Annotated in this window: 29 protein-coding genes; 16 read left to right on the forward strand and 13 right to left on the reverse strand. The window is 36.2% G+C overall.

Annotation, left to right across the window (positions count from 1 at the left end; translation table 11 throughout):
- Positions 1-60: 60 nt before the first annotated feature.
- From DDY94_RS07995 to DDY94_RS08035, 9 genes are read left to right on the forward strand one after another with little or no spacing between them, the layout of a single operon-like run.
- Positions 61-483: a DUF2141 domain-containing protein gene (locus DDY94_RS07995; RefSeq protein ID WP_111683581.1), complete on the forward strand. Its 423-nt coding sequence runs from the start codon at positions 61-63 to the stop codon at positions 481-483.
- 13 nt (positions 484-496) lie between these two features.
- Entirely contained in the window at positions 497-1,117 is a 621-nt protein-coding gene (locus DDY94_RS08000) for a hypothetical protein (protein WP_111683582.1), read from the forward strand.
- Between the two features lie 15 nt (positions 1,118-1,132).
- The gene (locus tag DDY94_RS08005; protein ID WP_111683583.1) at positions 1,133-2,488 is read left to right on the forward strand and encodes a histidine kinase; all 1,356 of its coding nucleotides are present in this window, start codon (positions 1,133-1,135) and stop codon (positions 2,486-2,488) included.
- An 11-nt stretch (positions 2,489-2,499) separates the two neighbouring features.
- Positions 2,500-2,814: a 2TM domain-containing protein gene (locus tag DDY94_RS08010; protein WP_111683584.1), complete on the forward strand. Its 315-nt coding sequence runs from the start codon at positions 2,500-2,502 to the stop codon at positions 2,812-2,814.
- A gap of 4 nt (positions 2,815-2,818) precedes the next feature.
- The gene (locus tag DDY94_RS08015) at positions 2,819-3,157 is read left to right on the forward strand and encodes a 2TM domain-containing protein (protein ID WP_111683585.1); all 339 of its coding nucleotides are present in this window, start codon (positions 2,819-2,821) and stop codon (positions 3,155-3,157) included.
- Positions 3,158-3,199: 42 nt separating this feature from the next.
- Positions 3,200-4,336: an amidohydrolase family protein gene (locus DDY94_RS08020; RefSeq protein ID WP_111683586.1), complete on the forward strand. Its 1,137-nt coding sequence runs from the start codon at positions 3,200-3,202 to the stop codon at positions 4,334-4,336.
- 4 nt (positions 4,337-4,340) lie between these two features.
- The gene (locus DDY94_RS08025) at positions 4,341-4,670 is read left to right on the forward strand and encodes a 2TM domain-containing protein (RefSeq protein ID WP_111683587.1); all 330 of its coding nucleotides are present in this window, start codon (positions 4,341-4,343) and stop codon (positions 4,668-4,670) included.
- Positions 4,667-5,143 (forward strand): DUF2306 domain-containing protein, encoded by a 477-nt coding sequence (locus DDY94_RS08030; protein ID WP_111683588.1) that lies wholly within the window; start codon positions 4,667-4,669, stop codon positions 5,141-5,143. Before DDY94_RS08025 ends, DDY94_RS08030 begins: the two co-directional genes overlap by 4 nt.
- Positions 5,143-5,898 carry a LytR/AlgR family response regulator transcription factor gene (locus DDY94_RS08035; protein ID WP_111683589.1) on the forward strand — a complete coding sequence of 252 codons (756 nt, stop codon included), beginning with the start codon at positions 5,143-5,145 and terminating at the stop codon, positions 5,896-5,898. Before DDY94_RS08030 ends, DDY94_RS08035 begins: the two co-directional genes overlap by 1 nt.
- Here DDY94_RS08035 and DDY94_RS08040 read toward each other — a convergent pair.
- The 13 genes from DDY94_RS08040 to recF form a co-directional block, all read right to left on the reverse strand.
- Complete coding sequence (locus tag DDY94_RS08040; protein ID WP_111683590.1) at positions 5,890-6,315, reverse strand: DnaJ domain-containing protein; 426 nt, start codon at positions 6,313-6,315, stop codon at positions 5,890-5,892. The genes DDY94_RS08035 and DDY94_RS08040 overlap by 9 nt on opposite strands.
- A gap of 43 nt (positions 6,316-6,358) precedes the next feature.
- Complete coding sequence (locus DDY94_RS08045) at positions 6,359-7,537, reverse strand: LETM1-related biofilm-associated protein (protein ID WP_111683591.1); 1,179 nt, start codon at positions 7,535-7,537, stop codon at positions 6,359-6,361.
- A 41-nt stretch (positions 7,538-7,578) separates the two neighbouring features.
- Positions 7,579-8,496, reverse strand: a complete 918-nt coding sequence (locus tag DDY94_RS08050) for a helix-turn-helix domain-containing protein (RefSeq protein ID WP_111683736.1) — start codon at positions 8,494-8,496, stop codon at positions 7,579-7,581.
- A 54-nt stretch (positions 8,497-8,550) separates the two neighbouring features.
- Positions 8,551-9,306, reverse strand: coding sequence for an SDR family NAD(P)-dependent oxidoreductase (locus DDY94_RS08055; protein ID WP_111683592.1), 756 nt, complete (start codon positions 9,304-9,306; stop codon positions 8,551-8,553).
- Between the two features lie 125 nt (positions 9,307-9,431).
- A complete protein-coding gene (locus DDY94_RS08060) occupies positions 9,432-10,787 on the reverse strand; it encodes an alpha/beta hydrolase (protein WP_111683593.1) in 1,356 nt (451 codons plus the stop codon).
- A 24-nt stretch (positions 10,788-10,811) separates the two neighbouring features.
- A complete protein-coding gene (locus DDY94_RS08065; protein ID WP_111683594.1) occupies positions 10,812-12,206 on the reverse strand; it encodes a PD40 domain-containing protein in 1,395 nt (464 codons plus the stop codon).
- A gap of 44 nt (positions 12,207-12,250) precedes the next feature.
- Positions 12,251-13,426 (reverse strand): TolB-like translocation protein, encoded by a 1,176-nt coding sequence (locus DDY94_RS08070; protein ID WP_111683595.1) that lies wholly within the window; start codon positions 13,424-13,426, stop codon positions 12,251-12,253.
- A complete protein-coding gene (locus DDY94_RS08075; protein WP_111683596.1) occupies positions 13,423-13,779 on the reverse strand; it encodes a hypothetical protein in 357 nt (118 codons plus the stop codon). The genes DDY94_RS08070 and DDY94_RS08075 overlap by 4 nt, the downstream gene beginning before the upstream one ends.
- Complete coding sequence (locus DDY94_RS08080; protein WP_111683597.1) at positions 13,772-16,195, reverse strand: penicillin acylase family protein; 2,424 nt, start codon at positions 16,193-16,195, stop codon at positions 13,772-13,774. Before DDY94_RS08080 ends, DDY94_RS08075 begins: the two co-directional genes overlap by 8 nt.
- Before the next feature lie 38 nt (positions 16,196-16,233).
- Positions 16,234-16,758 (reverse strand): CIA30 family protein, encoded by a 525-nt coding sequence (locus DDY94_RS08085; protein WP_232817841.1) that lies wholly within the window; start codon positions 16,756-16,758, stop codon positions 16,234-16,236.
- 74 nt (positions 16,759-16,832) lie between these two features.
- Positions 16,833-17,129, reverse strand: a complete 297-nt coding sequence (locus tag DDY94_RS08090) for a DUF721 domain-containing protein (RefSeq protein ID WP_111683599.1) — start codon at positions 17,127-17,129, stop codon at positions 16,833-16,835.
- A gap of 163 nt (positions 17,130-17,292) precedes the next feature.
- Complete coding sequence (locus DDY94_RS08095; RefSeq protein WP_111683600.1) at positions 17,293-17,712, reverse strand: lipocalin family protein; 420 nt, start codon at positions 17,710-17,712, stop codon at positions 17,293-17,295.
- On the reverse strand, positions 17,709-18,788 hold the full coding sequence (gene recF / locus DDY94_RS08100) for a DNA replication/repair protein RecF (protein ID WP_111683601.1): 1,080 nt from the start codon (positions 18,786-18,788) through the stop codon (positions 17,709-17,711). Before recF ends, DDY94_RS08095 begins: the two co-directional genes overlap by 4 nt.
- Positions 18,789-18,929: 141 nt before the next feature.
- Between recF and DDY94_RS08105 the strand changes: the two genes are divergently transcribed.
- The 7 genes from DDY94_RS08105 (at position 18,930) to DDY94_RS08135 (ending at position 24,655) form a co-directional block, all read left to right on the forward strand.
- On the forward strand, positions 18,930-19,697 hold the full coding sequence (locus DDY94_RS08105; protein WP_111683602.1) for a YfgM family protein: 768 nt from the start codon (positions 18,930-18,932) through the stop codon (positions 19,695-19,697).
- Positions 19,697-20,203, forward strand: coding sequence for a 6,7-dimethyl-8-ribityllumazine synthase (gene ribH / locus DDY94_RS08110; protein WP_111683603.1), 507 nt, complete (start codon positions 19,697-19,699; stop codon positions 20,201-20,203). Before DDY94_RS08105 ends, ribH begins: the two co-directional genes overlap by 1 nt.
- A 415-nt stretch (positions 20,204-20,618) precedes the next feature.
- Positions 20,619-20,834 (forward strand): hypothetical protein, encoded by a 216-nt coding sequence (locus DDY94_RS08115; RefSeq protein ID WP_111683604.1) that lies wholly within the window; start codon positions 20,619-20,621, stop codon positions 20,832-20,834.
- Positions 20,835-20,841: 7 nt separating this feature from the next.
- Positions 20,842-21,147, forward strand: coding sequence for a hypothetical protein (locus tag DDY94_RS08120; protein WP_111683605.1), 306 nt, complete (start codon positions 20,842-20,844; stop codon positions 21,145-21,147).
- Positions 21,147-23,006 (forward strand): DNA mismatch repair endonuclease MutL, encoded by a 1,860-nt coding sequence (gene mutL / locus DDY94_RS08125; protein WP_111683606.1) that lies wholly within the window; start codon positions 21,147-21,149, stop codon positions 23,004-23,006. Before DDY94_RS08120 ends, mutL begins: the two co-directional genes overlap by 1 nt.
- A 3-nt stretch (positions 23,007-23,009) precedes the next feature.
- Complete coding sequence (locus DDY94_RS08130) at positions 23,010-23,780, forward strand: rhomboid family intramembrane serine protease (protein ID WP_111683607.1); 771 nt, start codon at positions 23,010-23,012, stop codon at positions 23,778-23,780.
- 2 nt (positions 23,781-23,782) lie between these two features.
- Positions 23,783-24,655, forward strand: coding sequence for a rhomboid family intramembrane serine protease (locus DDY94_RS08135; protein WP_111683737.1), 873 nt, complete (start codon positions 23,783-23,785; stop codon positions 24,653-24,655).
- Positions 24,656-24,659: the final 4 nt, after the last annotated feature.

The following is a 24,659-nucleotide window of genomic DNA, read 5'->3' on the forward strand; positions in this document are numbered from 1 at the left end:
TTCCTGTTTTAAAAGTCTTAAGTTGTGTTAGATATTTGTAGTAACAAAAAAATAATCATCATGAGTACACTTGTAAAAATTGCAGTTATAGTTATTATTAATCTTTTCACAATTAGTTCTGGAGCGCAATCGGGTTATAGTTTAACTGTACAGGTGAAGGACGCTGACAGTAACGATGGTAAGATGATGATTGCAGTTTATAATAGCGAATCGGATTTTTTAGATAAAACATATATGGGGACTCAAAGCGACATCACAAATAATAGTTGTGTAGTGACTTTTGAAAACATTCCGGAGGGAATCTACGCAGTTTCCATCTTTCATGATGAAAATGATAACGATAAGTTAGATAGCAATTTCATTGGCATTCCGAAGGAAGATTACGGGTGTTCAAACGATGCAAAAGGATTTATGGGGCCACCAAAATGGAAGGATGCCAAATTCGAGCTAAAATCAGATAAAACAATTACGATAACACTTTAAAAATCATCAAAAAATGAAAAATTTACTAATCATCATCTTAATGGTCTTTTCTGCAACTGTGCAGGCACAGACCAATTTTGAAAAAGGAATGACCAAAGCCTTTGAACTTTGGGGAGACGATAAAGTAGAAGAAGCAGAAAATATGTTTGAGCGTATTGCAAATGCTGAAGAAGACGAATGGTTGCCAAACTATTATATCGCTCAAATAAATAGTTTAAAAAGTTGGAATGAAAAGGATGAGGCTGTTTTAAAAGCCCAGCTTGAAAAAGCCCAAGAGCACTTAGATATCGCCATGACCAAAAGTGAAGACAATGCAGAACTTCTTGTAATGCAAGCTCAGGTATATACCAACTGGGTAGCTTATGACGGAATGACCTATGGAATGAAGTATGCTTCAAAAATATCAGAATTATATGCTGAAGCTGTAGAATTAGATCCAACTAATCCGAGAGCTGCATTTTGCAAAGCCGATTGGGATATGGGGAGCGCCAGATATTTTGGCAAGGACACTGCGCCGTATTGTAAGGATATCGAAGCTTCAATTGAACTTTTTGATACCTTTAAAGCAGAGAGCGAATTTCACCCAAATTGGGGAAAAGAACGCGCAGAGCAAGTTTCTGCTGATTGTAAATAATAATTATTAGAACTAATGATAAAGTCGTTTAAAAGTTTAGTAGTTGTTTTTATAGTAGGTTGTGTGATCTATGCGATCAGGTTTTTCCTTGTCGGTAATGAGGTGCGTTACGAAAACACTAATTTATACTTAATTGACTTTGCAATCACTCAGATCTACACGTTCGCTTTAAGTTATGTAAATACACTTTATTTCGGGTTTATTAAAAGACTTAAAATAAGAGAATATGATATCATTAAACGAATAGTATTTGGCATTGCCGGAGCTACCGTAATTACATTAGCCACTATTTTTGTTCTAAGAATCTTAGTGTTGGTATTCTTTTACGGTCAATCGTTTAAAACCTTTATGGAAAATGATGGCTGGAGTGGTTACTCCTTCGGACTCTGGATCACCCTAAGTATTCTGTCTATTTTCTATATCACCTATTTCTATAACCGTTATCAAAAAAATAAGGTTAAGGAACAAAAGGTTATAGCTGGGGCGGCCTCAGCCAGATTTGATGCCCTTAAGAATCAGTTAGATCCGCACTTTCTTTTTAATAGTTTGAATGTACTAACAAGCCTTATTGAAGAAAATCCACAAAGCGCTCAGAAGTTTACAACAGCATTATCTAAGGTATATCGCTATGTATTAGAGCAAAAAAATAAGGAATTAGTGACAGTAGACGAAGAGCTCAATTTTGCCAGAACCTATATGTCGCTTTTAAAAATGAGATTTGAGGATAGTATCATTTTTGAGATTCCTGATAAAGCCATAAATCCCGAAAGTAAAGTAGTGCCTTTGTCATTACAATTGCTATTAGAAAATGCAGTGAAGCACAATATGGTAACGTCGAGTAAGCCATTGCATATTAAGATCTATGAAGACGGAAATCACCTCGTGGTGATGAACAATCTTCAACCAAAACAAATTGTAAAAAAGGGTAGTGGTGTTGGATTAGAAAACATTAAACAGCGCTATCAATTATTAACAAATCGAAAAGTATACATCAATCAACGAGAATCGGATTTTGCAGTTGCAATACCGATGCTCACAAAACAAATATCAATCATGAGATCCACACAAAAATCACAAGAACGTATGAACGACGATTACGTGAGAGCACGAAATCGTGTTGAAGAACTAAAAGCCTTTTACTACAGCTTGCTTTCTTATGCCTTTGTCATACCATTTTTAATATTCATCTGGTATAAATTTACACCACACACCATTCAATGGTTCTGGTTTCCAATCTTTGGTTGGGGCATAAGTTTGGCTTTTCAGGCGTATAGAGTTTATGTAGATGAAGGTGCATTTGGAGCCAAATGGGAAGAGCGCAAAATTGAAGAATACATGCGTAAGGAAGATGAGAAAAATCGTTGGAAATAAATTTGAGGGTCATGAAGAATAAAAATCAAAATTTAAAATATATAAAGGCTAAAAATAAGGTCGAACGCGAACGCGGATTTTATACACACTTGATCATATATTTTTTGGTCAATGTAATGATCACCATCCTGAAGTTATGGAACGATCTCGATAGTTGGGAAAGTTTCACCAATGAACTTATAAGCATTAACGTGCTAAGTGTATGGTGTATTTGGGGAGTATTCCTGGTATTACACTTCATTTCCTTCAAGTTTGGAGGTGCCTGGGAAGAACGTAAAATAGAAGAATTAATGAATAAAGAATTGTATAACGATTCAAAAAGATAAAACAATGGAAAAGTATAGTATAGAACCTTACGAGGAAAAGGATAATGTTTCTGATTTCAGAAAAGAGGAAGCGTATTTAAGAGCTAAAAAGAAAGTAGATTCACTAATTGGATTTTACTGGCACTTTGCCGTGTACGTGGTAGTGAATGTATTTCTTATTGTTCTAATTGGAGTCAACGCCGGCTTTGGTGGCTTTGGGCCATATGCCACAGCAACGTTTTGGGGTATTGGATTGTTCTTTCACTTTTTGGGTGTTTTTGGTCCAGATTTTTTCTTCGGAAAGGATTGGGAAAAGCGCAAAATCAAAGAGTTTATGGACAAAGAAGAACGCAACTGGGAATAAGCTAAAGCAATTTTTAACGATTACTATTAACCAATTAACGTTATGAGAACCTTAGTTTTAGTTTTGTCTTTTCTTGTATCTAGTTTTATAGGAATTGCACAACAAAACTTCATTATTGAAAATGTGAAGCTATTTGATGGCGAAGCTGTTATTACCGAAACCTCTGTAAAGGTTGAAAATGGTATTATCACCGAAGTTTCGAAATCTATTAATTCTTCAGAGCAGTTCGAAGTAATTGATGGTAAGGGTAAATCTCTTATTCCGGCACTTTCTAATGCCCATGTGCATGCCTGGGCTCCACAATCCTTAATTCAAGCTGCGCAAGCTGGTGTCCTAAATGTGATGGATATGCACAGTTTAGAGAAGTATCAGGGTATGATGCGGCAATTAAAGGATTCTACAAACTATGCTCGTTATTATGTTGCTGGTTACGCAGCCACAGCTCCTGAAGGACACGGTACGCAGTTCGGATTTCCAGTACCGACATTAAATGGGCCAGAAGATGCTAAACAATTTATCGCAGATAGGGTTAAGGCTAATGTAGATCACATAAAGATTATAGTTGAGCCATGGAAAAAGACCCTAAGCATTGAAACCGTCGCAGAACTTATTAACGAGGCGCACAAGGCTGAAAAGATTGCGGTGGTGCATATTAGCCGCTTGGAGGATGCTGTAAACGTTATCAATAAGGATGCTGATGGATTGGTACATATTTGGTACGACAAAGAGCTAGACAATCAACAGTTGCAAAAGCTAGCTGAGGACAAAGACTTTTTTGTAATTCCCACTTTACTCACAACTTTAAAAGCCTTTGAAAATATGGGTGAAGGTGCGTCTAATTTCATGAGTAAAACCCAACTATTGTCTGAAATTAAAAAGCTTCACGATGCGGGTATACTTATTTTGGCTGGAACTGATCCACCAAATGTTGGTATAAACTATGGTACAGACTTATATAAGGAATTAGAACTCCTCAAAGAATCTGGCTTGAGCAATACAGAAGTTTTAAAAGCTGGTACAAGTAATATTGCAACCGCCTTCAGCTTATCTAATACAGGCTACATTAAGCCTGGATACACTGCTGATTTGGTATTGATAGATGGTGATGTTACCGAGGATATTTCGGCCTTGAATAATTCTAAGATTATCTGGAAAAATGGCCAACTCGTAAAACAATAAGACGATGAAATCTAATTATACAGAACAAGAAAAATACCTTAAAGCACAGCAAATTTTAAGACGCACGCGTTTATTCTACCTTCATTTGGTAGGTTATATAATTGTGGTGCTACTCATTCTGCTTAATTTTTATGTGCTCGAAGACGGTCCATATAAAAATACTATTACAGCTTTAAACTTAAGTATTCTTTGGGCCTGGACGGTAGTCATTATCATTCATGGCGTAGATGTTTATCGTCGTAGGCGATCCTTTTTTAAACGAAGCTGGGAAGATAAAAAGACAGAAGAATATCTAAAAACGCAAAACAAAGCTGAAGACAATCTTTGGGAATGAGCTATTTAAATGATATAATACATAGTAATATCGGATGGTTTCATTTTATTGTAGCCGTGTTAGCCATGCTCACAGGTGCCATAGTAATTTTGAATAAAAAAGGCACTGTTTTTCATAAACGAACCGGATATGTATACGTAGCGTCCATGTTACTAATGAATATCTCCTCATTTTTTATCATGAATTTTGATGGATTTAGCATATTCCATTTTTTTGCCTTAGTTAGTCTCATTACTATTTTTGGTGGTATGATTCCAACCATAAAAAAGTCGAAGAATTGGTTTGGCTATCATTTTTATTTTATGAGTTGGTCTGTGGTTGGCTTATATTGTGCATTTTGGTCGGAAGTAGGAACGCGCTTTGTATCTAATCGCCAACAATTTTGGTGGATGGTGCTAATTGCAACATTAGCAACAGTCGCCGTAGGAAGTAGAATTATTAATCGAGAAGCAAAAAAACTGAATTTAAAATAATGAGAACAATCATCATCGAAGACGAAAAACCATCTGCAAGGCGTTTACAACGAATGCTACAATCACTTAATGTTGAGGCAGAAACCTTATTACATTCAGTTGAAGAGTCTATCGAATGGTTTCAGAATAATGAGCATCCAGATCTAATCTTTTTAGATATTCAATTAAGCGACGGTCTGTCTTTCGAAATTTTTGAAGCCGTAGAAATAAATTCGGCAGTAATTTTCACAACGGCCTATGACGAATATGCTTTGCAGGCTTTCAAACTTAATAGCATCGATTATTTATTAAAACCTATTGATGAAGATGATCTTAAGATTGCGGTAGAGAAGTTTAACGACAGAGCACCAAAAAGGCAAGCGGTAACTTTAGATTTTAACGATATTAAAAAGTTATTGGTCAATCCGATAGAACGTGAATATAAAAAGCGATTTTCCGTAAAGGTTGGGCAACACTTAAAACTCATTAATATCGAAGATATTGAATGTATTTATAGTGAAAACAAAGGGACTTATGCCCACACTACTGAAGGTCGAAATTATTTGCTAGATATGACCTTAGATCAGCTTGAAGATGAGTTAGAACCTCATGTATTCTATAGAATAAGCCGAAAGTTTTACGTAAATATAAATGCCATAAAGGATATTATTAGCTATACAAACTCTAGGCTGCAGATCAAATTAAATCACTATAATGAACAAGAGGTTATTGTTGCTAGAGAACGTGTGAAGGACTTCAAGAATTGGTTAGAATAGATCAAAAATATCTTCCAAACTATCAAAAATTCCGTCTGTTCCGGAAAGTAGTCCATCTAGAAAATCGCCATTCAAAACAAAAATATCAAGCAGAAGTAAATCTTCGAGTTCAATACTATTATACTTTTTCGACTTTTTCTTGGCTTCTTTTTGCCAATCTTCATATTGCTGTTTTTGTTCTAAAACTACTGGCTTATTGTTAGCTTCAAACGCCAACATTTGATCGTATTCCCTGCGTTTATCTTCGTTTGATAATATATCAAATGCTTCTACAAGTTGCTCAAATTTTTCCCTGGCTTCGGGTGATTTATTATTGTCAGGATGGTAAATAGCAATTTCTCTTCGGAAGGCTTTCTTAATAGTTTCTAAATCGGCTGATTGGTCGATGTTAAGCAACGTATAATAATTGACGATCATATTATTGCGGTTATGCCTATGAGTCAACAAATTTTATAATTTGTTACACATCTTCATTCTCAATGCGATTGTCATCAAATGCTGAAGGCAATAATTTTGGTATAAATTTCACGAAGAGTGGCAGTAATATCATCCCACCAGGCAGCATAAATATCGCTAAGCTTGGTATAGATTTAAAGATATCTAACAATTGCGATTGTATTTTTTTCTGTTCCTCATCCGTTAAATTTCGCTGTGTAGATTGTGCTAAAAGTGACATGGCTTCCTTACTTTCAGAAAGTTCTTTTATCAATCGCTTACTGTTGCGTTTAATTAATTTTGAAACTACCTTACTACTATTGTCGTAAAAACTCTGTGCCAAATTTTTAGATTGTAAAAAAGCTACATCATCTTTATGTTTGTTATAAAACGTATTGATATCATCTACTGATTTAGTGATGTCTTCATTTTGAAGTTCCAAATCGGTTTTCAGTCGATTTAGATAATCGCGTTCCTCCTTATCAATTACCTTATCACTCCACGAGGCCATGCACACCAAATCGATGAGGTAGAGTTTTTCAAGTGGTTCTGAAATGAATTTAACCGCATCCGAATACGACGGCAACACCGAATTTTTGTGGCGTACAGATTCTTCAAAAAGTTTAATAAGATTATTATCGTATTTGGTTTTTTTAGATTTTGCTTCAATGGCAGTAAATACAATAGTTTCTAATGCTGATTCAAGATTGTTTACATAATCTCTAATGTTACTTTCGTCTTTCAAAAAACGTTGATATCCTAAAACATCAACAAATAAAAAAGCATTTATTAAAAAGTAATTGAAGCTTTTAGAGATAATATTATCCTCAATGTAAATGCGTTTATGAATCATTTTCTCTAATAAACTATCAGAGGATTTATCTCCAAATAATTCATCAAAAATCGATCGCTTTTTGTTACTGATCGCCTTGTAATATCGAATTAAGCTATCCGTTAAATTTTCTGTGCAAGCCTCTTTTTCGTGAATAAAATAATAGGTGACCAATAAATTAATCTTACAGCGCTCTTCGTCTGTAAAATCGAAGGGTTTCGCAATATCTAATACAACACTAACATTGCTTCCATAAATGAATCCAGTTTGTTTTAATCTATGGTAGAATTGTGAAGTTTCGAGTTCAGTACAGGACGTCTCTGAAACTTCTATGAGTAGTTTTTTTATCCAGCCGCTGGCCGATGGGTTCATAGGTCGATTATTATACCATAAAGATAAATTTTATCTGTAAACTACGAGTTAAATGCTTTTCTAAATTCTAAGGGCGACATTTCGGTTTTGCTTTTGAATAGTTTTGTGAACGAAGCAGGTTGCTCAAAACCAAGATGATAGGCTATTTCACTTACCGATAGCGTTGTTGTTGAAAGTTGAACTTTTGCCTTATCAATTAGTTTTTGATGAATGTGTTGCTGTGTGCTCATACCTGTAAGAGATTTGAGCATGCTACTGAGGTAGTTTGGTGAAAAATTCAACTGATCAGCCACGGATTGAACAGTAGGTAATCCATTATTAATTAAATCGTCATCATTGAAATAGGATTTCAATAAAGTTTCCAATTGGTCTAAGATCTTATGATTAACGATCTTTCGAGTTATGAATTGTCGTTCGTAAAATCTTTCAGCATAGTTGAGGAGCAATTCAATCTGAGAAATGATGATATTCTGACTGAACTTGTCAATATTAGATTGGTATTCGCGCTGTATATTCCGAAGGAGATCAGCGATCATATTTTCTTCCTTTTCAGAAAGGAATAGCGCTTCATTTATGGTATACCCAAAAAACTGATATTGTGCTATCTTTTCGGCCAAAGAGGTATTCCACATAAAATCAGGATGAATTAATAACAACCAGCCCGAAGGTGTATGACCCACATTTGGATTATCACTAACACTGAGCACCTGATTGGGCGCAATGAAGGTCATGAGACCCTCATCGAAGTCGTATTCTTGTTGGCCGTAGAAGAATTTATATGGAATATTCCGTTTCAATCCAATAGCAAAATAGTCCTGTGTCCAGCTCATTTCATTAATATGATCTGGATAGCGCACCTTTGAATAGTCGATAAGGCTAATCAATGGATGTTCAGGTGGTGGTAATTGTGCCAGTTTATGATAATCGCCTACTTTCTTTAAACGCGTAATGTCTTTCATTGTATTAAAAATAAGAAAAAGCATCGGGACGAATAACTCCCAATGCTTGAAGTTTTAAACTAACATGCCTCCCGACACTTCTATGCGCTGACCGTTTACCCATCCTGCATCTTCAGAACATAAAAAAGCGACAACACCACCTATGTCCTCAGCCTCACCCACACGTCCTAAGGTGGTGATGCTTGCGATCATTTTGGCTTTTTCTTCGTCTTTATTACTACCGCCAGCAAAATCTGTAGCAATTGCTCCAGGTGCAACAGTGTTTGCAGTTATTTTACGCCCACCCAATTCTTTTGCCAGATATCGTGTAAATACTTCAATGGCACCTTTCATAATGGCATAGGCAGACATTCCAGGTAGACTGAATCGTGCTAAACCGCTTGAAATGTTTATAATTCGACCACCGTCATTAAGGTGTGGAATAGCATCTTGCGTCATAAAGTACACACTTTTTAAATGTACATTCATCATTTCATTGAATTGATCTTCAGAAGTATTGGCTACCATATTGAAGGTGCCTGTTCCTGCATTATTAATCAGAAAATCAAAATTGGAGTTACCATTTTTCTCATTTAAATAAGAGGTAGCACTTTTAATAAATGCCGTACCCGAGGTATGGTCGTTAGCATCAAAAGGAAATGCCTTTGCATCTTGCCCGATGCTTTTAATTTCGTCGATCACTTCCTGGGCTTTATTTGTATTGCTATGGTATGAAAAGATGATATCTATACCCTTCTTGGCAAGGCTTAGAGCCATGTCTCTTCCTAACCCACGACTTCCTCCTGTGATAATTGCTGTTTTAGTATTCATAATTGTATGTTTTTTTGATTACAGTACAAAGTTGAAACTAAACAGGCATTAAAAATTTGCCAAATCTAAGATTGGTTTATCCAAATCTTAGACTTTATGCAATTCGAAGGATTTTTAATGAATTTTTAATCTTGAATTTCAATGAAATCATATTTAGATAAAAACTCAATTATTGAAACTTGAACGATTGGCGAAATTCTAAAAAAACGCCAATAGGAATGATTGTCGTCCAAGCTCACATACTTATCCTTGGTTTCTGTTCCGTGTTCAGCATCGTATGCGATAGTTATGTTTAGTAGATCCTTTCGTTCACCAGTGAAGTATTCTTTTAAGCGTTCTACGTTTTCTTTATAAGGAACAATCCAATCGATTTCACCATAGATGGCTAGAAACGGTTGGTTAAAAGCTTGAAGTGTACCTTTTGGGTCGTAATTGTGCCGTCTTACCCAAAGATTATTAATGTCTTCAGCATTCTCTGGAATATCAGTATCATCTAATAGTTCGAACCAACCATCGCGTTTACTGGCTTCAAGTAAGGTTGAAAATCGTTCAAAACTTTTAGAATTGGCCTTCGCATCGAACATCAAATTGGTATATTCAACAAGGTCCTTTTTGGCAGAATCTTTCAACTTGTAAAAATCAAAACCATACTCCATTGATTGTAGTTGTTGATCTAGAACCGAGGTTGCTGGTCCAACAATTCCTATCATAAAATCAAAATCTGTAGATTCCTCTGCTTTTGTCATTACCCAGCCACCAGCACTGCTACCTAAAATTCCTATTTTATTAAAGTTATTGGGGTGATTAGCCAAAAAGTTCTTACAAGCTACTACGTCATCTGCTAAATCACCTACAGTGGCAATACTACAATCGCCTGTAGATTTACCAGTACCTCTTTTATTGAAGACCAAGACGGTGAGTCCGTATTGTCTTAAAAGCTTTGCGTATAGGTCATATTTGGTACTTCCTGCGTAACAACTCCGACCACCGATGACTATGATTGCGTTGTTGTTCGTTTTTAATTTTGGCTGATGCAGATGTCCAAATAAGGAAACATCTCCATTTTGAATAGTTACTTCCTCAACCGTATAATTGATTTGTGGTGGCGTAGGAATCTTTTTCAGATGTACGTAGATGGTGGGCGATTTACCTTCGATTTGGCCAACCATTTCTAGTGCATTTTCGTCAAGTTGCATTATGGCTTTGCCCAGTCCGGTATTGAATGATATGCGTTTGAGCGAGTCTATTTCAACTGGTATAACAAACTCGCCAAATTGCGGATGCCATTCCTCAAGAATTTGTAAGGACTTAAAACCATCATTGTCATTATAAAACTTGATTTCCAGTTTTTGTAAACTATTGTCTTTTATAAAACCACCTTCCCAATGGCCAATGATTTTCGAGGGTAATTCTGCTGAGTCTTGAGAGTACAATGACATTGAAACAAAAAAGATCAGTAGAGTTATTAAATAGTTTTTCATAGAATATATTAAATCAGAGTAAAATTACTTTAGTTTTAATTTTTCAATGGGGACACTGTAAATATCGTCTCCATTTGTATAAATAAATTGAGATCCATTATTAATGATGTTAGCACTCCAGCCATAGGGTAACATATTTAGTTTTATTGGTTTTTCCCATTTAGGACTTATAGCATTACCACTGTTATGACTAATGAAAAACCCTTGATTTTGAATATCACCTTCAGTATATCTAGTGAAAATGATATACGCTCTGTCTGGTGCTATATATGGGCTGAATTCAGTGCCTTCATTCGTGTTTAGCGTATCTAGGGAATCGGTTATAATCAATTGGTCATTTTTGATCTCGGCAAAAACCAAATCACCGTTGTTTATTTTATTTTGAAAGCAGACTTCGGAATTGTTCAACCAGAAAAAATAACCACCTTGTATTTTTGATATGTTATTAAACTTTACATGTTTATACCAGTTTGACTTGACTCTCGACATGAGATGAATTGAAGTACTATCTCCATGGCGCTTACTATATATTATTTTGTTTCCTGAAGGTGAAATGGCACCATTATAAATAGTGTCTAATGCTTCAAAGGAGTTGGTAACAGTATAAATGCCATTTTTCTTTTCAGCTGTAAATGCGAATTGATTTTCCCAATCGCTTGTTCTGGTGAGGAAAATTACCGATTCATCTTCAGTAAAGCTGATGACGTTTTCAGACCATTTTCCTGAACTAATAATGCCTTCCAAATATTTCCCATGTTCACTGGTAAATTGTTTATCGTAATAGGTCTCACGCTTTTGGATTTCCTGAATGGTATCTCCCATAATTTTTTTCCGAATCACCCAATCCCCATAAGCATTAACCGAATCATACTCAAAACGTCTATCATTATAAACCTTCCCTTTGGTATTGGTGAAAAAGATGCGCTTCGGAAAGCCTTCTGTTGTATAAAACGTTGAATCATAACCATGTGTAGTATCACCGATAAATTCCGCTCTGTAGGTTTTTCCTAATTTATTCAGGTTGTCAATCATTGTATAGTAAACAGTACCAAGAGAGTCTAGCCATTCGGTTACCATTGTGCTGTCATTTTTATAGGTGACCTGTTCAATAGAAAATTCCTCCGTGCCATCCTCACGATAACGAGCACCAATGTGTTGCCAATTTTCGTTGTAAGCGTAGATGTAATCGGTCATCATAGTACCAGTGGAATCTAATTCGAGCCAACGGTGTGGTTTACCATTATCAAAATAATATTCAAGGCGATATTTATATGGCTTAGAGTTAGAGTCAATAGAATACCTGTAATAATTGATTTTTTCAAAAGTGAGTTGCTTCGCCTGGTTGGTATTAGGTGTTTCCTTTTGGCATGATGATAATATGATGAATGCCAGACAAAATAGGAGGGATAACGATTTCATTGATTTAGTAATGTTCTCTAAGTTACTAAAATTCGTGCTAATGGTTACTTCCCTGAATTAAAGGCGTCTATCTCTGAAAGTGGTATTCTATAGATGTCAGAAGTGCCACGCCTAAAGCTATTGAAGTATAAAAAACTATTTTCAACATCTACCCATGCACCATATTCGTAGGCATATGAATTTACTTTTGAGCCAAGGTTTTTTGGTGTGCTCCAACCAGAATCTCTATTAAAACTAATATAAATATCATCAGCACCATAGCTATCTTCGCGACCAGTTGAGGCAAATAAAATATAGTCTTCATTGGGGTCAACATAAACATCCGCCTCACTTAATTCTGAATTAATCATTGAACCTAAATTTTCAACCTCGTACATCCCTGAATTTGACTCTACAGCCTTGTATATATCCGATCTTCCATATCCGTCTTTGCGATTATAAGATATAAAATAGATAGAACCATTTTTAGCGATACTGGGATGGTAATCACCAATACTGTCAATATTTATGGGATAAGGAAGGGCTGAAGGTGTATCCCAAATGCCATTAGAGTTGTTGACTTTCCAGATATTTTTCTTGTTAAAAGAACTGTCTAACAATCTATTGGAAGAAAAAATTAGCGAATTACCATTATTGTAAACATAAGGTGCAATGTCATTATCATTTTGTGAGAAGCTTAATTGCTCCGGTACTTGCCATTGATTATTGTTGAATTTACTCGACCATAATTTTTGGTCTCTTGTGAAATAAAGTATTTTATTCTTAGAGTCAAATGAGGGGAAGCTTTCCTCTTTTTCTGTAGAAATGATTCCTTTACCAAGTGGTTTGAGATTTACCAAATCTTGAAGTTCAGAAGAAGGGTCTCCAATTTTCTTGGCTTTTAATGCAGCTTTTATTCCGAAATATTTAAAGTTGCCTTTCCAAAGACTGTCCTGTTTCTTTAAACTTAAAAACCCATTATTTCCCGGTAGTCTGAAATGCAATGAGTCTTCACTTTTGTGGCTTAATCCAATTTCGTAAACCCGAGGGCGATTGGCATTAAAGGTGATTCGACCAAAATAATCATCAGGCTCACCAACAATCTCTAATTGACCTGTTGTTACATTTTTAAGCTCAGTGACTTCTAAGGTATATTTACCAATTACAGGGTCTTTAAATTTGGTGCAGGAGAATGTTGTAACTAAAATAAAATAGACTAATGCACCAATTATTTTTTTCATTTTTTACTATTCAACAAGGTCAACTGTTTGCCAAAAATTGCAGCTATTCCAGCGGCTAATCCACCTATAACTCCAGTAATCAGAATGAGGAGATAGGGATTACCACCAATTTTTAGTAATTGAGAAATCTGCTTTGCAAGAATAAAATCATTAGCGCTACTTAAAACGAAACTATGTCCTGCCCAGAAAACTAAAATTGCTAAAAAGGGCACAAAAAATACCGCAGTCTTTTTTAGTGGTATAAATAATGAAGTTGCCAAAGCAGCGGTCATCACCGACCACCATGGTAGAAATAAGGATAGGATAACTGCTAAAATTATGGTTGCTGTAAAGTTGGTGATATTCTTAGTCATTAGAGGCTGGTGTTAGGGTTTGTGTTCCAATAACGGCTTTGGTGGCTTCATTGGTTTGCATAAAATTGAGATTGTAGTAGTTTCCAGCTGCCCAATCATCAATAAAGTTGTCATAATATTGGCTCCCTGGATTTCCAGACTGGCCACCAGGATAAATTCCGATGGCGGTTGGTGGTGAGGTCATTTCAACAATCATTCGCCACGAAGGCCCGTGATCTTCCGAGGTGGCATTCACAATATTGCGATCACCACCAATTGGAATATCAAATCGTGAAAAGGCAGGTAAGGCCTGTAATAGGTGTCCGGCATAAGTTGCCTTATACTTTAACCAGGTATAATCGCCTTTTTCTTCTTTAATTTCTTTTAAACGTTTTGCTGCTGCTTTAAATGCTAGTAGAAATAAATCTTTAGCGGTTTCCTTTTTGTCTTCAGTTTCAACGATATCCATAAGTTCGTGCGCGCCATGATTTTTCAAAAGATAAATGGTCTGATAGGCATACGGCGCAGCCATGGCAGTGTCTTCAATATCAAATTCGTCCCAAGTCATATTATACAATCTTCCATACCATTGACGCCAAATACTTGGACCTACTTCATCAATATCATTATTAAATTTCCAGGCTTTCATTTCTTCATATACGATCCTTTCATCCTCCGTAAGTGAAGATGCATCCATATTTTCGAGCATATATGGTACAAGTTCTGCAGCCTTAAGATTATGATTGTTATTATGTAGATCTTTAAAATCCTGAACACTAATCTTTTCTTTTGAATTAAAAAAGTCGTTGATGACGCGATTTCGGTAGGTTTCATAGCCGTCGTTAAAAACGAAGAACGGATAATTTTCATCCACTGGATGTTGATTCGCGGAACTTACAAAACCGCGTTCAGGGTTTTTGGTATGCGCATTAAATTCTTGCGGGATGTACGACTGCCAGTCGTTTTCCGGATTACTGCCGTCCATTAAGAACTTACCTTGTCCTTCCCATTTATTAGCAAACTTCCCTTGAATCCATAAGGCAATATCGCCTTCAGTTGACGCAAAAACGAAATTTTGTGCTGGTGCATTCCAGTATTTCAAGGCACTTACGTAATCATTGTAGTTTTTGGCCTTATTCAACTCAATAAAGGTTTTTTGATTATTACCACCTTGGTGTCCTATCCATTTCATGGCATAACCTTCAAGCTCATTATCTGACTTGAAATTTTTATCAAAAACTACTGGTCCATGATGCGTATATAAAACAGAGTCTTTATAATTTTCTCTTCCTTTGATTTTGATGTCTTCAACTCTTACCGTGACATCCTTCCAATCGCCATCGTATTTATATTTGGTTCGGTCTTCATTAAATTCCACCTTATACCAATCAATAACATCTCGTGTAGCATTAGTCTCTCCCCAAGCGATATGCTGATTAAAACCTGAGATAACTGCTAAAGCTCCAGGAATTGTGGCTCCGAAAGCATTGTGTTCTGGCGTACTCAATTGCATTACAAACCAAATGGCCGGGAGATTTAACCCTAAATGCGGATCGTTTGCGAGAATAGGGTTTCCTGTTGACGACTTCGCTCCTGAGATTGCCCAGTTGTTACTTCCGTTAGCCGGATTTGGCTTTTCTATAGTTTCTTGAATGGTATCTAAAACGGCTTGACTCTCGGGTAATTCCGTCTGAGGAACATCGATAAAACTCCAGTCCGTATTTTTAGGAATTACAGGGTCGGTGATATCAAAAAAGTCTGGAAATAGGAGATTAAAATTATCTTTTCCTAGTATTCTTAAAACGTTAGTATATTCTAAATCTTCATCACCACCAGCTAACATTTTGGTCATATACATTAGAAGTAAAGCGGTTTTTTTTGGTGACCAGCTTTCGGGCTGGTAGTCTAGTAACTTGTATTCAACAGGATAATCAGCAGGATCGAGTTGGTCAATATAGGCATTAACCCCATCTGCATAATCTTGCACATAACCCAAGGTTTCAGTATCGTATTGCTCCATGTAAGCGATGGCTTGATCAGCGCCGTAACCCATACCACGTCGGCGCTCTGTACGATCATAGTTTAGTGCTCCTTCGCCAAAAATCTCTGAAAGGCGTCCGGCTGCAGCGTGCGTCTGAAATTCTAATTGCCATAAACGATGCTTTGCCGTAAGATATCCTTGTGCTTTATAGAGATCGTGTTCATTTTGAGCAAATACATGAGGAATCATGTGTTCGTCGTAGTGCACAGTTACTTTGTCTGATAATCCTGGAATACGAATTTCACCAGTGACCGATTCGTTGGTTTCATTTTGCCATATACCGGATTGCGGATTTAAGAATTTGCCTAGCGGTGGAAGGTCACCGAGCTTAGTATTTAAAACGAAAAAAATTCCAATGACGAGTGCAAAGGAAAGAAGGAGTTTAAGGTATTTCATTAAGTGTAATGGTATTTTGCACTTAAAAATACCAAATATTATTCTAAAGTAATGCTATCGATAAGTAGTTTAAAACTTTCTTTCTTTTTGTTTCCAATTAAAAAAGCAACTTCCTCCATTTGTTTGCCTTCAAAATTTGGGATATCCAGGCGATATCCACGAAAGGAAGCATACATATCTTCGAAAGGAATTTCTATAGTTTGCCAATCTTCGGTAGTTTCAAACTTAAAAATGTACGAGTAGCGATCATATCGATTGCTTTTCACTCTAAACTGATACGATTTTCCGTCGCCTTTAATTCTAATTTTGAATTTGGTGTAATCTGAAGAATCTACAGTTTCGAAATAATAACGTAAAGACGAAAATCCACCATTATTTTCTAAAGATACATTACCTGTATACTCACCATGCCCATCTTTATTAATTTTGAAATGCCCGTCGGAACGACCACCCATCACCACGTCATCTAAAATTTGCCAGTTATCAATATTGCTTTCGGCACTAAATTCAAAAAGTGTCATAGATTTTAAGAATAGGATAATTACTAATAGAAAAGGTCTCATCAATGCTTTTTGTAAAGATACTAACAGGGTGTAGGACCTTATTTAGATTTTTGAAAACTTTAGCAGTTTGAAGCTTAGCGAAGCACTAGTTTTTTTACGATGTCTTTACCGAGTGATTCGTTGAGCATTTTCACGATTTTCTCATTGCCATAGCTAAGTTCTTCGCGCAGAACACTCGAACTTAATTGTACGTAAAGGGTTTCATTTTTTAATTCGATGGCGGTTGTATAATTATTAACGCCATTACCCATAAGATTGGCCCAGGCTTCACGCACGTTGACTTTATCTAATCCGGATTGCAGATTGTTTGTTTCTACGAATTCTTTTAGAATCTCTTCAATGGGGCGATTATCATTACTGCGCTTTGCCATGTTTATTTCCTGTGAAAACAGGAATTTTTTTGGTTTTTGTTCTTACAAAGGTCGGTATTTAAAATGGACTTTAGTTCTAATAAAACGTGAAAGTTCGACTTTGTTAACGATCTACTCAAGATCTCATACTTGTCGAATCTCTGGTAATTATGGCCTAAGTAAATTATTCTACAGAAAGATTAATGGGCGTATACCGTTTGTAGAGATAGATGTCTTTTCTTTGATTAACTACCTTTAAAAGTGATGGCGTTGCCTCTAAAACAGATTCTTTCCATTCGGCATAAGGTGTGGTATAATAGATGTGAAGGCTGTCGTTTTCTATCTTCAGAACAAGAGCTTCTGCATCGTCTGAAGTAAAATACGTATCGTTTATGCCAGGTTTTAGTTTCTTTCTAAAACCTTTCAAGCTATCATTAATACTGATGTAATCTATGGTTTCATTAAATTGATATTGTTTTACAGAACCATTCGCCAAGGTTACTTCTTCAATTTCCCAATAGCCATTAAGATGTTCGATATAAGTTTCAGGATTTCCAGAACAACTAAAAATGAAAAGACATAATAGTCCTAGATACTTTTTCATAGCTTGAACAATTTATAAGATTGGTGAATTTGTTTTACCACATTTTCGGTTCTGTCAGCGTGGGTATCGCTAATGAAGATCTGACCAAAATGTTCGTCATCAACAAGGCTAATAATTTGTGCTACTCGGTTTTCATCAAGTTTGTCAAAAATATCGTCTAACAGTAGAATAGGAGACACGCCACTTTGTTGTTTAATAAAATCGAATTGTGCCAATTTTAAGGCAATTAAAAATGACTTTTGTTGCCCTTGGCTACCAAACTTCTTGATTGGAAAATCATCGATCAAAAACGTGAGATCGTCTTTATGTGTTCCAACGCTTGTGTATTGCAAAGCCTTATCTTTATTGAGATTCGCTTCTAAAAGAGAGATCAAATCACCATTAAAAAGATCGCTTTTATACTTTAGGTCGATAAGCTCTTTACTTTGACTTATGGCTTCATAACGTTCCTTGAAAATTGGAATAAATAACTTCAAAAATTCATCACGTTTCTTGAAAATCTCCTTGCTAAAGGTGTCGAGTTGTTCATTATAAATTCCTAAAGTATCCGCGTTAAAAGTATTGTTCAAAGCGAAATATTTCAGTAGTGCATTCCGCTGAGAAAGCACCTTGTTGTAGGCAATAACACTACTGAGATAACTTTTATCACTTTGCGAAATAACGCTATCTATAAATTTTCTGCGTGTGTCACTACCTTCAATTATGAGGTCGCGATCTGCAGGAGAGATAATCACCAAAGGAATAAAACCGATATGCTCACTAAACTTTTCGTAAGCCTTTCCGTTGCGTTTAATGATTTTCTTTTGTCCGCGTTTTAGAGAGACTATGATCTTCTCAGACCGATCGTTTTTTGTAAAACTTCCATCAATTACAAAGAACTCTGTACCGTGTTTTATATTCTGAAGTGCGATCGGATTGAAGTAACTTTTTCCGAAAGCCAAATGATAAATTGCATCTAAAGCATTGGTTTTGCCAATACCATTAGCGCCTACAAAACAGTTGATCTTTGTGTCGAATTCGAAAACCTGACTTTCAAAATTTTTGTAATTAACTAAAGATAATGTGTTTAGGATCATAAAAGAAACGCGCTATTGGCTGTGTTCAGAACTGCGATTGATGCTATTAATAATCACGCAAATTATTGAAAAATAACAAATAATTAGTCTTTTAAATCCCAATAAAAATTTTATTTTTGCGCACGCATTAATAGACAAGATATGGCAACCTATAAGAAAAGAGGTTATAAACCAAAAACGAAAAAGGAAAAGGAAGAAATTGCTGAGGAAAATTCAGCAACGGCAGAGGTATTTAATACACTAGATGAAGGCGCTTCGAAGACGGAAGAGTGGTTTGTGAAAAACCAGAACTTTATCATTGGAGCAATTGCGGTTGTAGCTTTAGTGGTTTTAGGCTTTATGGGTTACAACAAATACATCGCTGAGCCACAACAAGAAGAGGCAATGAATGAGATGTATCAGGCTAAAAAATTCTTCGAAGAAGCATCTAGCGGAATAGCACCAGATTCGTTATACACATTAGCCCTTGAAGGTGGTGAAGGAAAATTTGGTATGTTAGATATTATCGATCAATACGGAAGTACACCGGCAGCTAACTTGGCTAACTATTACGCGGGTATTTCTTATTTAAATTTGAAGAAGTACGAAGAAGCTATCAAGCATTTAAGTGATTTTTCTGGAGATGCTGAGATACCAACCCCAGTTGCCAAAGGTGCAATTGGAGATGCATTTGTTCAGCTTGAACAGTATGCGGACGGATTAGAATATTACGAGAAGGCATTCAATGCAAGTGATAATGATTTCACAACTCCGATGTACTTAATGAAGGCGGCAAGAATTGCAATACGTTTAGATCAGAATCAAAAAGCATTAGATTATCTAAATCGTATTAAGTCTGAATACGACGGTTCTACGCAAGCTAGCCAAATTGATGTACTGATCGGAATGGTGGAAGCAAAACTTCAATAATGGCTACTGCAAATCATAATTTATCAAATTACGATAAAGCTACAATCCCAAACGCGAAGGACTTTCGGTTTGGGATTGTTGTTTCAGAATGGAATGACCAGATCACAGAAGGACTTTGGCAAGGGGCTTTTGATGCTCTGATTGATTGTGGTGCATTGAAGGAAAATATAGTGCGTTGGAATGTGCCAGGGACTTTCGAACTTACCTATGGCGCTGCCAGAATGTCTAAAAGCATCTATGCCGAATCTGGTATGTTAGACGCCATTATTGTTATTGGTTGTGTTATCCAGGGTGAAACCAAACATTTCGATTTTGTCTGTGAAGGCGTTACCCAAGGAATTAAAGACCTTAATTTAAAAGGTGATATTCCGGTTATCTTTTGCGTACTCACAGATAACAATATGCAACAATCTATTGAGCGTTCAGGTGGTAAGCATGGCAATAAAGGCACTGAAGCTGCTATTACTGCTATAAAAATGGCACAGTTACGCAAGGATACTAAGTAGTTTACAGTCGCAGTATTCAGTCGCGGTTTTCAGTCGCGGTTTTCAGTCGCAGTATTCAGTCGCAGTATTCAGTCGCAGTTTTCAGTCGCAGTAGTCAGTTGCAGTTTACAGTCGCAGTTTGCAGTTGCAGTTTGCAGTCTCAGTTTGCAGTTGCAGTTTGCAGTCTCAGTTTGCAGTCGCAGTAATCAGTCTCAGTTTGCAGTCGCAGTTGTCAGTCTCAGTTGTCAGTCTCAGTTTGTTTCCACTTAACACTTACAACTTTACACTTGCAACTTTCAACTTGCAACTCATAACTCATAACTCATAACTTGTAACTTGGCATCTTTTTTGTTGATAATTTTAAGGAATCCTTAGGCAATAGTTCCTTGTATTTTAAGTACTTTTGAGATATTCAAGTTATAATTAACGAGAGCATTTGTTTAATCAAAGAAAAAATAAGCGGTTTAGTTATAAGCCTCGTTTTCAGGATTCTGAAGAAGAAAAGTCGAAAGAACGCCTAGAAGCACGATGGGATGAGTTGAGAGGTAATACCAAGCGTAGAGGAAATATGTTTACCTCATTACCTTTCTTGATTATAGTTTTGGTGGCGCTTTTTGTTTTAATCTATGTCCTAAACGGATATATTAAATAATTGAATTATGGGTCCAATTAAATTTACACTTATTAAGAAGTTACCTCGAAATAAAAGGTTTAACTACACACCGCGCTATTACAAAGGTAAAGAAGGGACAGATACAACCAAGTATGCTACAAAGTTCGATGCGTATGCCGACACCTACAATAAAAATGATTTTTCTGGGCAGTGGCACGACCAAAGGGTGAGTAGTAGAAATAGAAATAACTCCGGTTTTAACAGAACCATTTTAGTCCTGATCGGTATCTTCGTTTTGATCTTTCTTTATATTATAGATTTTGATCTCTCTATTTTCTCCCTCAAGCGCTAATGACAGATATCATACAACTTTTACCAGACCATGTTGCCAACCAAATTGCAGCTGGGGAAGTGGTACAGCGACCTGCTTCTGTAGTTAAGGAACTTTTAGAAAATGCAATCGATGCAGGCTCAACTGAAATAAAGCTTATAATTAAAGATGCTGGTAAAACGCTGGTTCAGGTCATTGATAACGGCAAAGGCATGAGTGTTACTGACGCTCGCCTAAGTTTTGAACGCCATGCAACTTCCAAAATAAAATCGGCCGAAGATTTATTTCAAATTAATACAAAAGGATTTAGAGGCGAAGCTTTAGCAAGTATTGCAGCCATTGCTCATGTTGAACTGAAGACAAAGCGACCTGAAGATGAATTAGGAACCGCGATCGTTATTGAAGGCAGTAAGGTAAAGTCTCAAGACGTATCGGTTACTCCTACAGGGACTTCCGTTGCAGTGAAGAATCTATTTTTCAATATACCGGCTAGGCGCAATTTTTTAAAATCTGATACGGTTGAGTTGCGCCATATCACGGACGAGTTTCATCGTGTGGCATTGGCACATCCAAACATAGCTTTTATGTTTTATCACAATGGAAGTGAATTATTTCACCTTCCACAGGAGAATTACCGTCAGCGTGTTGTGCATATCTTCGGAAACAAAACCAATGAGAAATTAGTTCCGGTTGAAGAAGATACTGAAGTGTTGAAAATTTCTGGTTTTGTTGGCAAGCCCGAATACTCGAAGAAAACAAGATCAGAACAGTTCTTTTTTGTAAATCAGCGCTTTATTAAAAGTCCATATCTCAATCATGCTATTGGTGCAGCTTTTGAAGGTTTACTAAAAACAGGATATCATCCTAGTTATTTTCTGAATTTAACAGTAGATCCAAAAACTATCGATATCAATATTCATCCTACAAAAACCGAAATTAAATTTGACGACGAACATACCTTGTATGCGATTTTACGTTCTGCAGTGAAACATAGTTTAGGACAATTTAATATTGCACCTGTTTTAGATTTTGAACATCAAAGTAGTTTCAATACGCCTTACAGTTATAAAGATAAGGCAGGTAAAGCACCAACCATAGAGGTAGATCGAAGTTTTAATCCGTTTTCTGAAGATACTCAAACCCATAAATCTGGGACATCAGGTTTTTCGAAAGTAAAAAAGGCTCCTGCGGCGCACTGGGAAAGTCTTTACGTGGGATTAGAATCAAAAGAAAACAATTCAGGAAACGATTTTAGCGAGGTAACTTTTGAAAGTGATCCTGAAACTGCTAAAATGTTTGATGATACGCATGTAGAATCACGCAAACCAACGTTTCAATTACAACAGAAATACATTGTTAGTACGCTTAAATCCGGAATGCTTATTATCGATCAGAACAGAGCTCACCAACGTGTATTGTACGAAAACTTTCTAAAGCACGTTACCATAAAGGAGGCCACGAGCCAACAATTATTGTTTCCGCTGCAATTGCATTTTACACCTAACGAAACTAAAATCATTAAGGATTTAAAATCAGAATTGGAATATACAGGCTTTGTATTTTCAGAAGCAAACGAAAAAGAAATCACTATCACAGGTGTACCAGTTGGGGTACCAGATAGCGAAGTGTCGATAATTTTGGAGCAATTGATCAGTGATGTTGAAAATGATGTGCCAGATGCAAATTTCAGTGCTTCAGATCTTTTGGCAAAGTCTATGGCAAAAAGCCTAGCGATAAAAACAGGGCAAACACTAAATCAGATGGAACAGGAGCATTTGATCAATAGTTTGTTTGCTTGTAAAGAACCAAATATGTCACCTGCTAACAAACCAACATTTATCACAATGTCTGCAGATGATATTGAAACTAAATTTTTATAGTTTATGAGACCAGGAATAACCGATGCGGTTAAACATTTATTGATAATCAATGTCATAATGTTCTTAGGGACATTATTCATTGGGAATGGCGTATTTTATGAGTGGTTTGCCTTGTATTTTCCGAAAAATGAAGCGTTTCAACCATGGCAACTATTAACGCACATGTTTATGCATGGAGGGGCATTATTGAATAATTTGAGTATTCTACATATACTTTTTAACATGTTCGGATTGTGGATGTTTGGGACGGCTGTAGAACAAATATTTGGAACTAGGAAATTTGTGATCTTCTACTTGTTATCAGGTTTCGGTGCGGCTCTAATTCAGTTGGCATTTTTGTACAATCAGTTTAATTCTGGATTAACGATTTTAATTGAAAACGGATTTTCTCAGACTGAAATTTTACGTATCCTTGGTGAAGGAATGTATAATACCGCTTGGCCACAGATTCTTGGTAATGATTACATCAATTTTCGTGATGCTTATATGTCAACTATGGTAGGTGCTTCTGGTGCTTTATTTGGAGTTTTGGTAGCCTTTGGAATGTTGTTTCCAGAGTCGAAACTTATGCTGATCTTCTTACCAATACCTATTAAGGCGAAGTATTTTATCCCTGCAATTATTGGGTTAGATATATTCTCAGCTCTATCTGGCCAATCTGTCTTTAGTCCAAGTAATACAGCCTATATGGCTCACGTTGGTGGTGCTTTAACAGGATTTTTACTCATGTACTTTTGGAAGAAAAATGAACGTGATAAATACCGTTGGAATTAGCAATGAACACCTTTCAAAATTTAAAATATAAATATAACAATCTGAATGTCTTCGGTAAGATCATTACGGTTAATATTATTATTTTCCTACTAAGTGTCTTACTAAAGAGAATCTTAAAGTTAGGTATAGTTGGGTACTTCGAGTTACCTCCTGATTTTGGTGATTTTATTTTTCAACCATGGTCGTTGATCACTTATGGTTTTTTACATTCAGGGATATGGCATGTTGTGTTTAATATGTTGTTTTTATTTTACCTCACTAATACAGCCTGTAATCTATTTAGAACCAAAATGGTTTTGAATATTTATTTGCTTGGTATTATTTGTGGCGGATTAGCATTTTTAAGCGTCGCCAACATTTTACCATTTGTAATTCCTGTTTCTGGGTATGGTAATCTGGTAGGAGCTTCAGCGGGTGTCGCTGCATTGTTGATGTTTATTGCTGTTTATATGCCAGATTCACAGATAAGATTGTTCAACACATTTAATGTGAAATGGATGCACATTGCCATTTTTTTCTTAACTATAGATGTGATTAGGTTAGTTTCCGGGATGAATCAAGGTGGCGTTGTAGCGCACATGGGTGGTTATCTATTGGGCTATGCTTATGCACTTAATTTGAAGAAAGGCAAGGATATTGGTACTAGTTTTGAACGCCTTATGGATTCTGTGGCCAGTTGGTTCAAGCCTAAATCGAAGCTTAAAACGGTGCATAAAACCCGTCCAACCAAAACAACCATAAATCAAAAACAGAAAGATACCAGTGACAAGCAAAAACAGATAGATGCAATACTAGATAAGATTAGTAAAAGTGGATATGATAGCTTAACGGCGAAGGAGAAGAAATTTTTGTTTGAAGCTAGCAAAGAGGATTAATTGT

The organism is Winogradskyella tangerina (assembly GCF_003260205.1).
GTDB lineage: Bacteria > Bacteroidota > Bacteroidia > Flavobacteriales > Flavobacteriaceae > Winogradskyella > Winogradskyella tangerina.

Bases quoted from the DNA above. Each gene is read 5' to 3' on its own strand.
- DDY94_RS07995 (WP_111683581.1), top strand. From the start codon at position 61: ATGAGTACACTTGTAAAAATTGCAGTTATAGTTATTATTAATCTTTTC.
- DDY94_RS08000 (WP_111683582.1), top strand. From the start codon at position 497: ATGAAAAATTTACTAATCATCATCTTAATGGTCTTTTCTGCAACTGTG.
- DDY94_RS08005 (WP_111683583.1), top strand. From the start codon at position 1,133: ATGATAAAGTCGTTTAAAAGTTTAGTAGTTGTTTTTATAGTAGGTTGT.
- DDY94_RS08010 (WP_111683584.1), top strand. From the start codon at position 2,500: ATGAAGAATAAAAATCAAAATTTAAAATATATAAAGGCTAAAAATAAG.
- DDY94_RS08015 (WP_111683585.1), top strand. From the start codon at position 2,819: ATGGAAAAGTATAGTATAGAACCTTACGAGGAAAAGGATAATGTTTCT.
- DDY94_RS08020 (WP_111683586.1), top strand. From the start codon at position 3,200: ATGAGAACCTTAGTTTTAGTTTTGTCTTTTCTTGTATCTAGTTTTATA.
- DDY94_RS08025 (WP_111683587.1), top strand. From the start codon at position 4,341: ATGAAATCTAATTATACAGAACAAGAAAAATACCTTAAAGCACAGCAA.
- DDY94_RS08030 (WP_111683588.1), top strand. From the start codon at position 4,667: ATGAGCTATTTAAATGATATAATACATAGTAATATCGGATGGTTTCAT.
- DDY94_RS08035 (WP_111683589.1), top strand. From the start codon at position 5,143: ATGAGAACAATCATCATCGAAGACGAAAAACCATCTGCAAGGCGTTTA.
- DDY94_RS08040 (WP_111683590.1), bottom strand. From the start codon at position 6,315: ATGATCGTCAATTATTATACGTTGCTTAACATCGACCAATCAGCCGAT.
- DDY94_RS08045 (WP_111683591.1), bottom strand. From the start codon at position 7,537: ATGAACCCATCGGCCAGCGGCTGGATAAAAAAACTACTCATAGAAGTT.
- DDY94_RS08050 (WP_111683736.1), bottom strand. From the start codon at position 8,496: ATGAAAGACATTACGCGTTTAAAGAAAGTAGGCGATTATCATAAACTG.
- DDY94_RS08055 (WP_111683592.1), bottom strand. From the start codon at position 9,306: ATGAATACTAAAACAGCAATTATCACAGGAGGAAGTCGTGGGTTAGGA.
- DDY94_RS08060 (WP_111683593.1), bottom strand. From the start codon at position 10,787: ATGAAAAACTATTTAATAACTCTACTGATCTTTTTTGTTTCAATGTCA.
- DDY94_RS08065 (WP_111683594.1), bottom strand. From the start codon at position 12,206: ATGAAATCGTTATCCCTCCTATTTTGTCTGGCATTCATCATATTATCA.
- DDY94_RS08070 (WP_111683595.1), bottom strand. From the start codon at position 13,426: ATGAAAAAAATAATTGGTGCATTAGTCTATTTTATTTTAGTTACAACA.
- DDY94_RS08075 (WP_111683596.1), bottom strand. From the start codon at position 13,779: ATGACTAAGAATATCACCAACTTTACAGCAACCATAATTTTAGCAGTT.
- DDY94_RS08080 (WP_111683597.1), bottom strand. From the start codon at position 16,195: ATGAAATACCTTAAACTCCTTCTTTCCTTTGCACTCGTCATTGGAATT.
- DDY94_RS08085 (WP_232817841.1), bottom strand. From the start codon at position 16,758: ATGAGACCTTTTCTATTAGTAATTATCCTATTCTTAAAATCTATGACA.
- DDY94_RS08090 (WP_111683599.1), bottom strand. From the start codon at position 17,129: ATGGCAAAGCGCAGTAATGATAATCGCCCCATTGAAGAGATTCTAAAA.
- DDY94_RS08095 (WP_111683600.1), bottom strand. From the start codon at position 17,712: ATGAAAAAGTATCTAGGACTATTATGTCTTTTCATTTTTAGTTGTTCT.
- recF (WP_111683601.1), bottom strand. From the start codon at position 18,788: ATGATCCTAAACACATTATCTTTAGTTAATTACAAAAATTTTGAAAGT.
- DDY94_RS08105 (WP_111683602.1), top strand. From the start codon at position 18,930: ATGGCAACCTATAAGAAAAGAGGTTATAAACCAAAAACGAAAAAGGAA.
- ribH (WP_111683603.1), top strand. From the start codon at position 19,697: ATGGCTACTGCAAATCATAATTTATCAAATTACGATAAAGCTACAATC.
- DDY94_RS08120 (WP_111683605.1), top strand. From the start codon at position 20,842: ATGGGTCCAATTAAATTTACACTTATTAAGAAGTTACCTCGAAATAAA.
- mutL (WP_111683606.1), top strand. From the start codon at position 21,147: ATGACAGATATCATACAACTTTTACCAGACCATGTTGCCAACCAAATT.
- DDY94_RS08130 (WP_111683607.1), top strand. From the start codon at position 23,010: ATGAGACCAGGAATAACCGATGCGGTTAAACATTTATTGATAATCAAT.
- DDY94_RS08135 (WP_111683737.1), top strand. From the start codon at position 23,783: ATGAACACCTTTCAAAATTTAAAATATAAATATAACAATCTGAATGTC.